Consider the following 15,173-nt stretch of genomic DNA (forward strand, 5'->3'; position numbering starts at 1 on the left):
TCAGGCCGAGTCCGGGGCCACCATCGCGCGGACCTCCACCGGGGCGTCACCGGCCAGCAGGCCGCAGATCGACATCAGGTCGTCCAGGTCGTCCGTCTCCACGGTGTAGAAACCGCTCAGCTGTTCCACCGACTCCGCATAGGGCCCGTCCGTGACCACCACCCCGTCCGGGGTCGCCCGCACGGTCTTCGCCGTCCGTGAATGCCGCAGCTCTGCGCCGCCGGTGATCGTGTGCCCGTGTTCCTTCAGCAGGGCGGCGAATTCCCCGTGCCGCGCATAGGCAGCCTCGCGCTGCTCCGGCGTGCTCTGCTCCCAGCTGTCCTCGTTATCCGGCAACAGCACCATGTACTCGGTCATTTCAGCGTTTCCCTTCGCCGGCCGCGCATCCTCTGCGCGGCGCCCGTGTCGACGTGATCGGTTCGACACTATGATGACGCGCGGCCTGCTGCGGTTTCGACAACCCTGCCGCGTCACGTCCCGTGACGGCACACGACGGCGGGCCGCCTGCGAACCTGTCAGCTGGCGCGGACGTTGCGGTTCTCGTCGACGTATTCCGCCGTCACCAGGATCGGCAGGTGGTCGGACTGGCCCCGCGGCAGGGTTTCCACGCTCTGGATGTCCAGGCCAAGCGAGGTGGCGAAATCGAAGTGGCCGCGGAAGAGTTTGTAGCGCGTGTAGGTCCGGCGGTTGCTCAGGGTGAGTTCGTAGCCCGTTTCCTTGAGGTGCTCGATGAGGTTCTTTGTGAAGAAGGGGTAGTTGAAGTCCCCCACCATCAGCGTCATCTGCTCGCCGTTGCCGCCCATGCCCAGCAGCGCTTCGTGGCCGGCCTTGATCTGGTGCCGGCGCAGGGAGTTGGTGGCCGTCAGCGGCGCGGCGTGAAAATCACCCACGACGATTTCGTGTTTGCTCTCGTTGTCCACCATTTTGACTCCGAGCAGCCGCTCGTGGGCCGGCGCCAGCACGTAATCGTGCAGCGACTTCTTGAGTTCGAAGGTGTTGGTATCGAGGGCGGAGAACCTGTTCTCGTCGTAATAGACGGCCAGCCCCAACCTGTTTCCCTTGGTCGAATTAGCCAACCGCAGGTGTCCCAGCGTGTGCGGAAGTTTCTCAGTGTCCGCTTCCTGCAGGCACATGACGTCGACGTCGTAGCGGTCGGTCAGGTCCTCAAGTTCCGCGCTCGCACTGTGTTTCCGCAGGTTGTAGCTGATGGCTCTCAACAAAGAATCACCCTTCCGTCGCGGTCGCTGTAGCCTGCGCCCATACTACAGAGCCAGCCTTGCGGTTACAGACGGCTGCCGCAGGCCGGGGCGGCCAAAAAGGCGGATTCGCCCTGCAATGACGTCCGAAAGCCAGGAGCGGATTTCCTGCGACGGCGGGTGCCGCCCGCGACCACCGTGGGTGTGTCACGGGCCACGGCACTTGTCCCGTCGTGGCCTAACGGGGCGTGCGTCCTCAGGTTCCGCAGAACGTCCGGTAGCTGCCGAAGTCGTCCGGCGCGGCGACGGCGTAGCGCTCCAAACCGGGACGCTCGTCGTAGGGGCGGGTCACCGCGTCCAGCAGGCGGTTCAGCGGGTCCAGGTCTCCGTGCGTGGCGGCGTCGAGGGCCTCCTCGACCAGGTGGTTGCGGGGAATGTAGACGGGGTTGACCCGGTCCATTAAGCCGGCATCCGGTTCGAGTGGAAGCCATCGCGCCACCCAGTCATCGAACCCAGCGGGGTTCGGAAACAGGCGCCGTGCCGCTTCGCTCTGGCCCCGGGCGGCCGCTCCGAGGCTGCGGAAGAACGACGTGTGGTCTACCTTGCCCTCCTGGAGCAGTGCCAGCAGGTCATTCACGAGCGGCGAGGCCGCGGCGGGATCGACTTCGCCGTCCAGTCCGATCTTGGCCTTCGCGCCGGCCAACCAGGCGGCGCTGTACTCGCTCCTGAAGGCGCCGAGCGCTTCCGACGCCAGTGCGCCCGCCTGCTCTTGATCGTCGTGCAAGAGCGGCAGGAGGGCCTCGGCGAGCCGGGCGAGGTTCCACTCGGCCGCAAGCGGCTGGTTGGCATACGCGTAACGTCCGCCGTCGTCGATGGAACTGTAGACGGAGGCCGGGTCGAAGGCGTCCATGAAAGCGCAGGGCCCGTAGTCGATGGTTTCACCCGAGATGGTCATGTTGTCTGTGTTCATGACCCCGTGCACGAATCCTACGAGCATCCACTGCGCCACCAGCGAGGCCTGGGCGCGGATCACGGCCTGGAACAGCGCCAGATAGGGTTGCTCGGCCTCGGCAGCGGCCCGATGGTGACGGGCGATGGCGTGGTCGGCAAGGCGGCGCACAAGGCCCGTGTCACCCGTGGCCCGGGCGTACTGGAAGCTTCCCACGCGCACATGGCTCTCGGCGACCCGCACCAGAACGGCTCCCGGCAATTCGGCGTCGCGGTAAACCGAAAGCCCCGTGGCGACGACGGCAAGGGAACGCGTCGTGGGAATGCCCAGGGCGTGCATTGCCTCGCTGACCACGTATTCGCGGAGCATCGGGCCCACCGCGGCCTGGCCGTCACCGCCCCGGGCGAACGGCGTGGGCCCCGAGCCCTTCAGGTGGACGTCGCGAAGGCGGCCGCCCGCATCGGTAACCTCGCCCAGCAGGAGGGCCCGCCCGTCGCCCAGCCGGGGCGAGTACCAGCCGAACTGGTGCCCGGCGTAGGCCTGCGCCACCGGGGTGGCGCCACCCGGGACCAGGTTGCCCGTCAGCAGAAGCAGACCGTCGGGACTGCGCAGGGCGGCCGGCTCGATTCCCAACTCGATGGCCAGCGGCTCGTTGAGGACCAGCAGCCGCGGGTCGCGGACCTCCTGTGCGCGCCAGGGGACGGCCAACTCCGCAAACTCGCGGGCGAAGCGCCCATCAAAAGCGACGGTTGATTGTGCTGGAGCACTCATCCTCCAAGAATAACTAGGACACCATGGTCGGCGTCACCCCCAACCGGCGGGTGCCCAGAACCCCCAAGGAAAGACCACGATGAGCACGCACATCCACAACATCCTGAACCGGGCCGGAGAAGAGATGGTGTACATCGGACCGGACCACCCCTCGTACGAGCTGCTGGCCGGGCTGGTGGCTTCCGTGCATCAAGCCTGGCAGGAAGGCTATGACCAGGGTCGGGGCGGCGGCGCCGACGAAAACCCGTATCGCGGCTACTGAAGCCTTGGACCGTGGCAGCCGGCAGCAGCAGCCCCGGCCATCCCGCACACGGTGGGCCCACCTCGGGGCGGCACACCAGCCGGAAAATTAGGCGCACAACCCCTAGCACTCCCTCCGCGGATAGGCAAAGCTGAAGGCAGGGGGAAACGGGCGCCCGCCATGCTCATCCGGTTGTTCACCGTGAGCCGGCCGGGGCGCCGACGCTGAAGAACGTCGCTCCTGCAGTTCCGGCATGGGACCGGAACGGTCAAAACACAGAGAGGTGTTGCGAGATGACTGACGTAGCAAGCACTACCGGCGAGACCGGCCAGGTCACTACCGGGCTCTATATCAACGGCGAAGTCCGGGATTCCGGCGAAAAATACGCGGTAGCGGATCCCGGCAAGCCGGATTCAGTGGTCGGCTACGCGGCGGCCGCCACCAAGCAGGACGTGGCAGACGCCGTCGCCGCCGCGAAGTCCGCGTTCCCCGCGTGGGCGGCGATGGGCGCCAAGGAACGCGCCGACAAGCTCGCCGGGGCCATCGAAGGCATCGCCGATCTCCGTGACGAGGATGCCGCGATCCTGTCGCAGGAAAACGGCAAGATCCGGATGGAGGCCTGGGTGGACGCACTGGTCTTCGAGATCCGCTTCCAGCTCGCCCTGGCGCTCGCGGACGAGGTGGACCAGGGCAAGGTCCTGGAACCGGCGCCGGGCATCCCGGTGACCACCTCCGTGGCGTATCAGCCGCTGGGCGTGGTCACGGTGATTGTTCCGTTCAACTGGCCCATCGCCATCCTCGGCGCCTCGCTGCCGCACGCCCTGCTGGCGGGCAACACGGCGATCGTGAAGCCGCCGCCCACCACGCCGCTGGCGATCACCCGGGTAGTGCAGCGCGTGGCAGAGAAACTGCCGCCGGGAGTGCTGAACATTGTCACCGGCCAGGACAGCGAGATGGGCGGCCTGATCCAGAACGACGACGTGGCGAAGGTCTGCTTCACCGGCAGCGTTGGCGGCGGCAAGAAGATGATGGAAATGGCGTCCAAGAGCCTGACCCGGGTCACCCTGGAGCTCGGCGGCAACGACCCGGCGGTGGTCCTCGAAGACGCCGTCCTGGACGACACGCACCTGGACCGGCTGTATGCCGCGGTCTTCGACACCACCGGGCAGATCTGCATGGCCGCCAAACGCATCTACGTGCACCGCTCCCGGCTGGACGAGCTGGTCGCGGGGCTGTCCGAGCGGCTGGAGAAGGCCGTCGTCGGCTACGGCTTGGACGAGGGCACGACCATGGGCCCGCTGCACCAGCCCGCGCAGAAGACCTTCGTCGAAGAACTCATCGCCGAGGCAAAGGCGGCCGGCGCCGACGTCCGGGAATTCGGGGAACTGCCGGCGGACCCGGAGCTGCAGGGCGGCAACTTCCTGCGGCCGGCGCTGGTGGTCGATCCGGACCCCCAGCTGCGCGTGGTCACGCAGGAACAGTTCGGGCCGGTCATCCCGATCCTCCCCTTCGACACCGAAGAGGAAGCGCTGGCCCTGGCCAACGACACCTGGGCCGGCCTCTGCGGCTCGGTGTGGACCGCGGACACGGACAAGGCCAACGCCGTCGGCTCGCAACTGGTCTGCGGCTACGTCTGGGTCAACGACCACGGCGCCACCCGGCTGGACCTGCGCGCGCCGTTCGGCGGCATGAAGCACTCCGGCTTCGGCCGCGAACAGGGCATCGAAGGCGTCCGCGCGTTCCAGGACACCCGCTCCATCGCCCACCTGGATGAAGCGGCGGCGGCCGCCGGCCACTGACAACGATGGCGGCGGGCCGGCTCAGACCGCCTGGGCCGTCCGCCAGCCGCCGCGGTATTCCTTGCGGGCGGTCACGGAGTAGGGCGCGGGGCTGACCACGGCCCGGACTTCCAGCTGCCGGTGCGGTTCCACGGTGGTCTTGCGGGTGCCGCCGTCGGGTTCGCCCCAGACCACGTTCACCTCGGTGCCGATCTCGACGTCGGGGTTTACCGTGGCCAGGGACAGCGCCCGCCGTTCGTTGGCGCTGTAGCCGGTGAACAGGGACAGGCCCACGTTCGTGCCGCCGGCGTCGACGATCGAGTCGTAGTTCGAGGAGCCGTAGTTGGCGTTGGGCAGGTCGAAGTACTTGTAGGGCGTCCCCTCCGTGTCGAACAGCGAGGCGAAGATCTTGGTCATGTCCTCGGCGTTCCAGGCCAGCGTGACCTTCTTCCGCTGCGCCTGGGGGTCGATCTTCTCCAGCGCCTCGCGGCCGATGAAGTCGTGGTCGAACTTGACGAAGGATCCGTAGCCCAGCTCCCACGGGTTCAGGTAGTAGTCCTCGATGTTGCCGGAGACGAAGCTGCCGGCCACGGCGTTCACGGCCTCGTAGCTGTCCGCACCCAGCCATTCCCGGTACGGGCGAAGCTCTTCCCCGGAGTAGATGGCCGGCAGCGGGGACGGAATCCAGCCCGATTCCAACGTATTGGACGAGTAGGCCCGGGCGCCGACGGCCAGCAGGCCGAACTCCCGGCCGGCGTCCAGGATGAACTCGCGGACGCGGTCGTAGGACTCGTACGGCCCCCAGAGCTCCAGTCCCGGAGCCCCGGCCATGCCGTGGCGCAGCGTGCGCACCTGTGCCCCGGCCACCTGCATGTGGTCCATGCTGAAGAATTTCAGCTGCTCCACGGTGCCGCCGTTGAGCTTCTCGATGACCTGCCACGCGTTGGGACCCTGGATCTGGAACCGCCAGTACCTGCGCTGTACCGGCTTGCCCATCGGCCGCGACGGCGACCGCCGGTCCACCTGAAGCTCCACGTCGTACCCGCCGGTCTGCCCGTGGAAGAGCAGCCAGTTGGCCGCGGGGGAACGCCCCACGTAGACGAACTGGTCCTCGGCTTCATGGAAGAGGATGCCGTCGCCGATGACATGCCCGGACGGCGTCGTCGGGACATACTGTTTGGCCCTGTTCACCGGAAAGGTGGCCACCGAATTGATCGCGGTGTCGGAGATCAGCCTCAGCGCATCCGGGCCCTTGATGAACAGGTTGTCCATATGGTGCGACTGGTCGTAAAGGACGGCGGTCTCCCGCCAGGCCCGGACCTCGCTGCGCCAGTTGGTGAATTCGGGTGCCACCACCGGATAGACATAGGCGCCGAGCTGCGAATTGCGCAGCAGCTCCACCGTGTTGCCGGCCTGGTCCAGGACGTCCTGCAGGTTCTGTGCACTCATGATTCCCCTATCCCCGCCGGCCGGGGCCGGCGTCTCTTCCATGCCTCCGTTGGCGGAAGGCATGCTGTTCGATTGCGGGCGGCAGGGGAACCGGCGTTTCTTAGCGGCCGGGGTCCTCGGCTGCCCGCATGATGGCATTGGCGACGCTCTTGAGGTGCTTTTCCATGGCTGCGGCGGCCCGTTCCGGATCCTTGGCGCAGACCGCGTCCACAATCTCCAGGTGTTCGGGCAGCGATACGGCAGGCCGCCCCGGCTGCATGGCCAGCCGGAACTGGAAGCGGACGCTCTGGCCGCGCAGGCGCGCGATCAGTGCCGCCGCCGTTTCGTGCCGGCTCAATTCGACGACCCTGCGGTGCAAGGTCTTGTTGAGGTCCGAATACTTCAGCAGGTCGCCGGCGTCCACGGCCTGGCTCATGGCCTCGCCCAGGGCCTGGAGTTCCTGCACGTCCTCGTCGGTGACCTGTTCGGCGGCCTTGGCCGCACAGATGGCTTCCAGGGCGGCACGGACCTCGGTGATCTCCACCGCTTCCTCCACCGCGACCGCGCGCACCCGGGCGCCGCGGTTCTGGATGCGCTCCACGAGCCCCTCCAGCGTCAGCTCCGCCAGCGCCGCCCGGACCGTGGCCCGGCTGGCATGGTACTCGGCGCAGATATCCGCCTCCACCAACCGCTGGTTGGGCACGAGTTCGCCCCGGTCGATCGCCCTCTTGAGCCCGGCGACGACGGCGGCCGAGTCGGTTGATCGGGGTATGGCAGTCTGGCTGGCGGTGCTCACGGGAGGTTGCTCCATGCTGGATAGTGTGCTGACAAAGTTGTTGCCAATAACCTAGCCCATCGGTTCTCAGTGGGTGTCCGGCACCTCGACGGGCGGCGTGCCGTGGGTATGGAACGTCGAGATGGTCTGCATGCCCCAGGCCTGGCCCTTCTTCCGTTCCGTCTCGGTCCAGACCACCGGCTCCCAATCCGGCGCCAGCAGGAGCCGCGCGCCGGCATTGGCGAACTCGATGCGGTTTCCGCCCGGCTCGTAGACGTAGAGGAAGAACGTCTGGTTGATGGTGTGCTTGTGCGGGCCGGACTCGATGTGGATGCCGTTCTCCAGGAAGATGTCGGCGGCCTTGAGGATGTCTTCACGGGTGTCCGGGGCGAAAGCGATGTGGTGCAGCCGGCCGGAAGCCCCCAGGTTGTCGGCCGAGTAGACCAGGTCATAGGACTTCTGGCCGAACCGGAACCAATGGGCCGCGATGCGTCCGTTGTCCAGCCGGATCAATTCGCTGTCCTTCAGGCCGAGCACTTCGGCGGAGAACTTCGCGTTCTCCTCCACGTTGGCGGCCAGGTAGTTGATGTGGTCGAGCCGGCGGGCGTTGACCCCGTGGCCGGGGAAGCGGGAGGCCTGGTTCTTCAGGGCCGGCTTGTCGTCCGTGGCCCGGTACCACTCGGTCTCGTAGTAGACGGACATCGGGTGGCCATCCGGGTCCGCGAAGTGGAACGACGGTCCGACACCGAATTCCCCGTCCCGCCACTGACCGCCCTGCCCGGACTCCCGGATCGAAGCGACCAGCCGGTCCAGCGCCTCGGGTGAGGCCGCCCGGTGCGCCACCAGCCCGACGCCGGAGGCCTGGCGCGGGGTGAGCTTGATGCTCCAGTTCTCGTAGTCGTCCCACGTGCGCAGGAAGACCGAGTCCCCGGCGCGGCCGATCTCCCGCATGGCCAGCAGGTCGTTGAAGAACCAGTAGCTCTGGTCGAATGTATCCGTGAACAGTTCGATGTTGCCCAGGTGGGCGATATCGCGGTGGTGGGGTGTCATGGTCTTCCTTCACGTGGTTGCGGGGCCACCCGGTCTCGGGGGAAGACGGTGCCGTCGAACAGTTTTCGCGCCGTCCGCAGCACCGTGGAGGAAGTGGTGGTGATGCCGGCGGGGCCTTCGGCCAGTTCCGCGCCGACGTCCAGGTAGCCGGTCGGATGTTCCAGCCGCAGCGGCCTCCCGTCCGCGGGCAGCCGGGCCAGTTCGTGTCCGACGGCGTTCGGCAGCTGGATGCCGGCCGCCACGGTGGTGCCGCCGAGCACGCCGATGGACGTGTGGCAGCGCACCGGCAGGAAGCTGCGGGTGTTGACCGTGCCCCCGTTCCGCGGTGCGGAGAGCAGCACCAGCTTCGGCACGGTCTTGCCGGACACGTCCCCCATGCCCATCAGCTTCGCCGCCTCAAACCGGATTCGGGCCAGCCGGTCCGCCAGGGCGGCGTTGGCTTCCAGCTCGGCCGGGTCCTCGTAGCCGGTGACCCCGAGATCGGCCGCGCGCAGCAGGACCGAGGGCATGCCGTTGTCCACGCAGGTGACGTCGACGCCGTCCGCCACGTCCGTCTCCTGCCCGGTGGGCAGCAGCGCCCCGGTGGAGGAGCCGGCAGTGTCGGCAAAGTCCAGGGTGATCGGGGCGGCGGTACCGGGCACGCCGTCGATGGCCGCGGCCCCGGCGTAGTCCACCCTGCCGCCGGGCGTCGCGAAGGTTGCCGTGGCCATGCTGTCCGAATTCACCATCCGGATGCGCACCGCCGTCGTGCTTCCCTGTGCCGGAAGCAGGCCTCGTTCGACGGCGAAGGGGCCGACGCCGGCGAGGATGTTGCCGCAGTTCTGGCTGTCCGTGACCGTCGCCTCGTCCACGGCAACCTGCAGGAACAGGTAGTCCACGTCGGTCTCTTCACCGGCCGACGGCGAAATGACCGCCACTTTGCTGGTCAGCGGGTGCGCCCCGCCGATCCCGTCGATCTGGCGGGCGTCCGGGCTGCCCATGATCCGCAGCAGCAGGTCGTCGCGCTGGGCAGGATCGGCCGGCAGGTCAGCGGCCAAAAAGTAGGCGCCCTTGGACGTGCCGCCGCGCATCAGCATGCAGCGGACGCCGTCCCCGTGGTCCCCGCCGGCGCCGAAAGGTGCAGCCGCGCCCGTCGGCCGGGCATCGCCGTCGTGATCAGCCGTCATAGTCCTCGGCCGCCACGTACTGAACGCCGAGCTTCTCCAGCAACGGCCGCAAACCGTAGTAGTCCAGCCCCAGCGTCCCCTCCTGGAACCTGGACCGGGTCTTCTCTTCCTTGTCCAGGCGTGCCTGCGAAGCCTCGATCGCTGCCCGTGCTTCCAGCCGCGGCACGCAGACCACGCCGTCGTCGTCGGCCACGATCACGTCGCCGGGCCGGACCGTGACCCGGCCCAGGGTGATGGGGACGTTGACCGCGCCGGCGCTCGCCTTCACCGTGCCTTGGGCGTGGACGGCCGCCGACCAGGCGGGGAAGCCCATTGCCTGCAGTTCGGCCACGTCGCGCACCCCGGTGCTGGTGACCACGCCGCGGACGCCGCGGTACTGCAGGGCGGTGGCGAACAATTCGCCGAACAGGCCGTCGGTGCATTCGGACGTGGTGGTGACCACCAGGATGTCGCCGGGGCGGCACTGCTCAATGGCCGCGTGGATCATCAGGTTGTCGCCTGGCCAGCACAGCACGGTGACGGCGGTGCCGGCCACCCGGCTGCCGGACTGGATCGGCCGGAACTGCGGGCCGGCCAGGCCGGTGCGGCCCATCGCTTCGTGGACCGTGGCGACGCCGAAGCCGGCGAGCGCGTTCGCGTCGGCCAGGTCGGCGCGGGGCGGGTTGGTGACGATGACGTTTTTCATGCCAGCGTGCCGGTCACTTGGGGGTAGTAGCGCATGTAGGCCTCGCCCTTGGTGTCCGTGGTGAGGCCGAGGTTGGGGCCGGCGTTGCGCTTAACCTGCACTCCGCGGCGCGTGGCCAGGTCCGTGTAGTAGTCCCACATGTGCTGCTGCGCCGGCAGGCATTCCATCGCCTTGCGCTTGGCCGGGAAGGCCTCGGTGATATCGAGCAGCACGTTCGGCTTGAAGTCGCTTTGCTCCGGCTGGTGCGGTTCGAAGAAGAACACCGGCGGGGCGCCCAGTGGGTCGCCCGGGGCGTCGTAGCCGATGGCCTGCGCCAGCACCCGGGCGTCCAGCGCCATCCGGGCCGCGGCCGGGTGGTCCCCGTTGTACGGGTCGGCCAGCGGATGGGTCAGCACGACCGTGGGCTTGACCTCGCGGTAGATCTTCACCAGCTCGTCCACCAGTTCCCGCGTGGGCACCAGCGGATAGTCGCCGGCGTCCAGGAACCGGACCTCGGCCCCCAGCGCGGCGGCGGCGTTCTCCGCCTCCTGCCGGCGGATCGCCTTGATTTCTTCAAGCTTCTTTCCTTCGCGCCAGGCCTTGGCGGACTCGCCGCGTTCGCCGTAGGACAGGCACACGACGACGGCGCGCTCGCCCCGCTGTGCAGCGGCCGCAATGGCCCCGCCCGCCCGCCACACAAAATCTCCGGCGTGCGCGCTGACCACCAACAGGGCCGGCTCGGTGTCGCTCAAAAGTCCTCCCGGAGTGGTTGTCCTAGGGGAAGTCAACCACCGGGAACCAGAATCGTCAACAATTCTGGTTCCACTTCCCGCACACACCCAGCATCGGCAAAATCGTCCCCTTTTGGCCTCCGCCTCCGGGGCGCGGGCCTGCTAAGTTATTGGCAACAAATTTGTCGCTGCACCGGCCGACGAATCGAGACGCAATGAGCACCTACCCGCAGAAGCCCCCGGGGGCAGGCGCGCCGTCGGCAGAGGACCAGGGTCGACTGATCGTTCAGGGCACCGACCGGCCGGGCATCGTCGCCAGCGTTTCCACCCTGCTGACCGAGGCCGGCGCCAACATCGTCTCGCTCGATCAGCACTCCACCAATCCGGAAGGCGGCCGGTTTTTTCAACGAACGGTCTTCCATTTGCCCCATCTCACGGCCCGGGTGGAGCAATTGGCGCACAGCCTGGACCAGCAACTGTCCGGCGACCCCGACCTGTCGTGGCGGCTGGTGGAAGTCAGCCGCCAGAAGCGGGTGGCGATCTTCGTTTCCAAGTCCGACCACTGCGTGCTGGACCTGCTCTGGCGGCAGCGGCGGGGCGAGCTGCCGGTGAACATTGCCATGGTCGTCTCCAACCACCCCGACCTCAGCTCCGATGTCCGCCAGTTCGGGATCCCCTACTTCCACGTACCGGTGGACAAGGAGGACAAGGCCGCGGCGGAGCGGCGCCACCTCGAGCTGCTGAAGGGGAACGTCGACCTGGTGGTCTTGGCCCGGTACATGCAAATCATCTCGCCGGGCTTCCTGGAGGAGGTGGGCGTCCCGGTGATCAACATCCACCACTCGTTCCTCCCCGCCTTTATCGGTGCGGCACCCTACCGGAAGGCCAAGGAACGCGGCGTCAAACTCATCGGAGCCACGGCCCACTACGTCACGGAAGACCTGGACGAGGGGCCGATCATCGACCAGGACGTCATCAGGGTCTCGCACAGCGATTCCGCCGAGGACCTCGCACGGCTGGGCGCCGACGTGGAACGCAGCGTCCTGTCCCGAGCGGTGATGGCACACTGCGAGGACCGGGTGCTGCGCGACGGCAACAGCACCATCGTGTTCTAGGAGGCGCCGGCGCAGCCCGGCTCCCGTTGCCGCCTCCGATGGCCCGTGACCATCGACGGCACGGCCGCGCATCCGGGTCAGGAGCGGTAGGCCTTCCGCGCGAAGTCGGAGTACGGCACCGGGGCGACCGTCGCCCGGATCTCCACCTGGCGGTGCGGCTCGACCTGGGGCTTGCGGGTGTTGGGCTCCTCGCCCCAGAGCAAGGTGACTTCCGTGCCCGGCGCGCTGTGCCGCTTGTCGAGGGTGGCCAACGAGAGGAAGGCCTGCTCGTTGGTTGCATAGCCGCAGTCGAAGGACAGGCCGGCGGGCTCTCCGCCTGCCAGCACCTGGTCCACCTGGTAGAACGCGTAGCGGGCCTTCGGCATGTCGAAGTACTTGGCCGGCAGCCCGTCTTCGCCGAGCGACTTGAACACGTTGGCCACGTCGTCGCTGTTCCAGACCAGGGTGACCTTTTCGCGGGCCGGGTTCTCCCGCATCCGCTCCAGGGCCACGCGACCGATGAAGTCATGGTCGAAAGAGACCACGCGGCCGTAGTTCAGGTCCCATGGCGTCAGGTAGTAGTCCTGAATGTCCGGGGAGGCGAAGCTTCCACCGAGCGACCCGGCGGACGCGAGCGGCAGCCACTTCCGGTAGTCGGCAAGCCGGTCCCCGCTGAAGATGGCAGGCACCGGCGTCGGCACCCACCCGGAGCCGAGCGGGGACGTGGAGTAGGCCTTCGCCCCCACTTGGCGCAGCTCGAGCTCTTCGCCCGCGTCGAGGATGGCCTGGTGGACGCGTTCGCCCTCCTCCCACGGGCCGAAGACCTCGAACCCGGCCTGGCCGGCGATCCCGTGCCGGATCGCCCGGACCCGGCAGCCCGCGATCGTGAAGTCGGTCATGTGGAAGAACTTCACGTCGGGAACCGGTCCACCGATGAGTTTCTCCACTAACGGAAGCGCCTGCGGCCCCTGCAGCTCATACCGGTAGATCTTCGGGTTGCCCTTGCGGACCAGGGAGTTGCCATCGCGCTCGGCGGTGGCGTCGTAGCCGCCCTTCTCCAGGTGGAACTGCACCCAGTCCAAGACCATGTGGTGGCCCACCAGGTTGAAGCTGTCCTGGGCCAGGTAGGCCAGGATGGCGTCACCGATCAGGTGGCCGTCCTCGTTGACCGCAACGAACTGCTTCGCGGTGTTCGGCCTGAAGTTCGCGAACTTGTTCACGCCCAGGCCGCTGAGCAGCGTCAGGGCGTCCGGCCCGTTGAGGTACAGGTCGGTCATGTGGTGGGACTGGTCCAGCAAGGCGACCGACTGGTCCCAGGCACGTTGCTCCGACCGCCAGTTGGTGAACTCCGGCTGGATCGGAAAGACGATGGGAAGCGCGGGCAGGTTCCGCAGCAGCTCCACCGGGTTTCCGGTGCGCCGGATGGCATTTTCGAGGTTTTCGGCAGGCATGTTGCTCTCCATTCCGTGATCTGGTTCTGCAGCCGGGCCGCCGGCTCGCGGCGAGGGCGGCGGGCCGCCTGTTTCGTTTAGCCGGTGGTTTCGGTGAACACAGGGATCACCAGGTGCGAGGCGGACTGGCCGCCGGTGTGGATGCGGTGCTCCCCGCGGTTGACTAAGTCCTCGTGGCGGGCGTAGAGGTCGGGCTTGGGATAGCGCATGACGTCGGACCCCTGCACCACCAGGACCAGGGTGTCCCCGGCCTCGAAGCGGGTACCGGAGGGCAGGATCTCGATCTCCAGCCGGACCGGGCCCTCCTGGGGCAGCGGCAGTGCCCGCCGGTGGGCCAGCACCGGCAGGTAGTCGGTGGAGCGGTCCGGATCGAGTTCGCGGTGGGAGGCGCGCTGCCAGCCCACGGCGACGGGGCCGTCGTCGAAAATGGCGTAGTAGGGGAAGCCGACCACCGTGCCGTCCCGGTCCTTCTTGAACAGTGCGACGAAGACGTCCATGTCCTCGGCATCCGGGGCCGACAGGAAAAGCACGGCCTTGGCGTGGCCCACGAGCATGGTTTCCTCGTGGAAGGCCAGGCCAAATTCCGCCCGGTGCGGCCGCAGCCCGCTGGCCAGCGAGTCGTAGCCGGCGGTGCCTTCCGCCGCGGGCGGCTCGTCCGCGAGCGCACGCCCGGCGGCATCCAGGTAGAGGGTGCGGTACCGGGTCTGCGGCGGCGGCCAATGGGCGGCAGCATGGGTGCTCCCCTCGTAGTAGCGGTCCCGCACCTCCAGCCGCACCGGCGGCCAGTCCGCCAGGCCGCCGTCCCGCCCGTGGAGGAAGTGGTCGAAGAAGATCCGCTGCTGCTCCACCATGTCGGGTCGGTAGTACTCGGCCCACTTCTTCCGGCCGTGCACGTAAAGCCATTTCTGCGCGGAGGCGATCCGGCGGAAACCCTCCAGGGTCCCCCGCGTGTGCAGCCCCTGGTCCGACCAGCTGGCGACGACGAACGCCGGGACGGTGACCTTCTCCAGGTCGGCGCTCTTGGACTCCCAGAAGGCGTCGTAGAACGGGTGCGCGGCCGTTTCGGCTTCCAGGTCTTCGATGGGGCCGGTGGCGTACCCCCAGCGTTCCCAGATGTAGGGCCAGAACCATGTTTCCGGGATGCCGCCGTGGCGCGCCACTTCCCGGTAGGTGTCGGTCCAGCCTTCCCAGGGGTTGATCGCGGCAAGGTGCGGCGGGTTCAGCTCCGCCACGCGCCACTGGGACACGGTCAGGTAGGAGACGCCGGACAGCCCGACCTTGCCGTTGCTCCATTCCTGCCCGCCGGCCCACTCGATCAGGTCGTAGAAGTCCCTGGCTTCTTCCGGAGAGCAGTAGGTTGCCGCGCCTTCCGAGTACCAGGTGCCCGGGATGTCGGCCACGACGACGGCGTAGCCGTGCGGCACCCAGTAGGCGGGATCCGGCGCCTCGAAGGTCGTCAGGTCGCTGGTGTAACCGGCCTGCACGCCGCTGGTGGGGCGGACCGCGCCCAGCTGCTCGGTGATGTGCTTTCCGTACGGCGACCAGCTGACCAGCGGAGCGGCGGGCTCAGCGCCGTCAGGCCGGTACACATCCACGCGGATCACCGCGCCGGACGACGCGGCCACTGCGACGTCCCGCTCGATGACCATGCCCGGCAGACGTTCGATCCGCGGCTGTGGCGGACGGCCGCCGCGCTCTTCGGGAGCGTGGCGGTGTCCCCTGAAGAGATACGGGATGGAGCCAGACATCGTGTCTGCCTTTCCGCGGTGCAGCCTTGGCGGCCGCCGAACGCCTGTTGTTTCCCCTGCCTTGCGACGGCGGCCATAACGTTCCCGTAACCGCCTTGACATGAGATAGATCACATCGTTAGCTTCAATGT

General features: G+C 67.9%; 14 protein-coding genes. 3 read left to right on the forward strand and 11 right to left on the reverse strand.

The genetic code is table 11. The annotated features are described in order from the left end of the window. The 3 genes from AC5RV3_RS10510 to AC5RV3_RS10520 all read right to left on the reverse strand — a co-directional run bounded on the left by AC5RV3_RS10510 (nt 1) and on the right by AC5RV3_RS10520 (nt 2,916). The gene (locus AC5RV3_RS10510) at nt 1–357 is read right to left on the reverse strand and encodes a YciI family protein (RefSeq protein ID WP_494122071.1); all 357 of its coding nucleotides are present in this window, start codon (nt 355–357) and stop codon (nt 1–3) included. Nucleotides 358–515: 158 nt separating this feature from the next. Continuing rightward, nucleotides 516–1,217: an endonuclease/exonuclease/phosphatase family protein gene (locus AC5RV3_RS10515; RefSeq protein WP_494122072.1), complete on the reverse strand. Its 702-nt coding sequence runs from the start codon at nt 1,215–1,217 to the stop codon at nt 516–518. 235 nt (nt 1,218–1,452) lie between these two features. After that, on the reverse strand, nt 1,453–2,916 hold the full coding sequence (locus tag AC5RV3_RS10520) for a protein adenylyltransferase SelO (protein ID WP_494122073.1): 1,464 nt from the start codon (nt 2,914–2,916) through the stop codon (nt 1,453–1,455). A gap of 79 nt (nt 2,917–2,995) precedes the next feature. On the opposite strand from AC5RV3_RS10520, the gene AC5RV3_RS10525 reads away from it, so the two are divergent. Both AC5RV3_RS10525 and AC5RV3_RS10530 read left to right on the forward strand, forming a co-directional pair. After that, a complete protein-coding gene (locus AC5RV3_RS10525) occupies nt 2,996–3,178 on the forward strand; it encodes a hypothetical protein (RefSeq protein ID WP_494111780.1) in 183 nt (60 codons plus the stop codon). Between the two features lie 272 nt (nt 3,179–3,450). Further along, the gene (locus AC5RV3_RS10530; protein WP_494122074.1) at nt 3,451–4,956 is read left to right on the forward strand and encodes an aldehyde dehydrogenase family protein; all 1,506 of its coding nucleotides are present in this window, start codon (nt 3,451–3,453) and stop codon (nt 4,954–4,956) included. Between the two features lie 21 nt (nt 4,957–4,977). On the opposite strand, the gene ligM is transcribed toward AC5RV3_RS10530, so the two are convergent. From ligM to AC5RV3_RS10560, 6 genes are all read right to left on the reverse strand, one after another. Continuing rightward, a complete protein-coding gene (gene ligM / locus AC5RV3_RS10535; protein ID WP_494122075.1) occupies nt 4,978–6,384 on the reverse strand; it encodes a vanillate/3-O-methylgallate O-demethylase in 1,407 nt (468 codons plus the stop codon). Nucleotides 6,385–6,484: 100 nt separating this feature from the next. After that, nucleotides 6,485–7,159: a GntR family transcriptional regulator gene (locus tag AC5RV3_RS10540; RefSeq protein WP_494122076.1), complete on the reverse strand. Its 675-nt coding sequence runs from the start codon at nt 7,157–7,159 to the stop codon at nt 6,485–6,487. A 66-nt stretch (nt 7,160–7,225) separates the two neighbouring features. After that, a complete protein-coding gene (locus tag AC5RV3_RS10545; RefSeq protein ID WP_494122077.1) occupies nt 7,226–8,188 on the reverse strand; it encodes a VOC family protein in 963 nt (320 codons plus the stop codon). Beyond that, nucleotides 8,185–9,354, reverse strand: coding sequence for a 4-oxalomesaconate tautomerase (locus AC5RV3_RS10550; RefSeq protein ID WP_494122078.1), 1,170 nt, complete (start codon nt 9,352–9,354; stop codon nt 8,185–8,187). The genes AC5RV3_RS10545 and AC5RV3_RS10550 overlap by 4 nt, the downstream gene beginning before the upstream one ends. After that, nucleotides 9,344–10,039: a 4-carboxy-4-hydroxy-2-oxoadipate aldolase/oxaloacetate decarboxylase gene (locus AC5RV3_RS10555; RefSeq protein ID WP_494122079.1), complete on the reverse strand. Its 696-nt coding sequence runs from the start codon at nt 10,037–10,039 to the stop codon at nt 9,344–9,346. The genes AC5RV3_RS10550 and AC5RV3_RS10555 overlap by 11 nt, the downstream gene beginning before the upstream one ends. Further along, a complete protein-coding gene (locus tag AC5RV3_RS10560) occupies nt 10,036–10,770 on the reverse strand; it encodes a PIG-L deacetylase family protein (RefSeq protein ID WP_494122080.1) in 735 nt (244 codons plus the stop codon). Before AC5RV3_RS10560 ends, AC5RV3_RS10555 begins: the two co-directional genes overlap by 4 nt. 194 nt (nt 10,771–10,964) lie before the next feature. Between AC5RV3_RS10560 and purU the strand changes: the two genes are divergently transcribed. After that, a complete protein-coding gene (gene purU, locus AC5RV3_RS10565) occupies nt 10,965–11,864 on the forward strand; it encodes a formyltetrahydrofolate deformylase (RefSeq protein WP_494122081.1) in 900 nt (299 codons plus the stop codon). 77 nt (nt 11,865–11,941) lie between these two features. Here purU and AC5RV3_RS10570 read toward each other — a convergent pair whose 3' ends face one another. Both AC5RV3_RS10570 and AC5RV3_RS10575 read right to left on the reverse strand, forming a co-directional pair. Beyond that, on the reverse strand, nt 11,942–13,294 hold the full coding sequence (locus tag AC5RV3_RS10570; protein WP_494122082.1) for an aminomethyl transferase family protein: 1,353 nt from the start codon (nt 13,292–13,294) through the stop codon (nt 11,942–11,944). Between the two features lie 77 nt (nt 13,295–13,371). After that, the gene (locus tag AC5RV3_RS10575; RefSeq protein ID WP_494122083.1) at nt 13,372–15,042 is read right to left on the reverse strand and encodes a CocE/NonD family hydrolase; all 1,671 of its coding nucleotides are present in this window, start codon (nt 15,040–15,042) and stop codon (nt 13,372–13,374) included. Between the last annotated feature and the right edge of the window lie 131 nt (nt 15,043–15,173).

It is taken from the genome of Arthrobacter sp. Y3221114 (assembly GCF_059092625.1).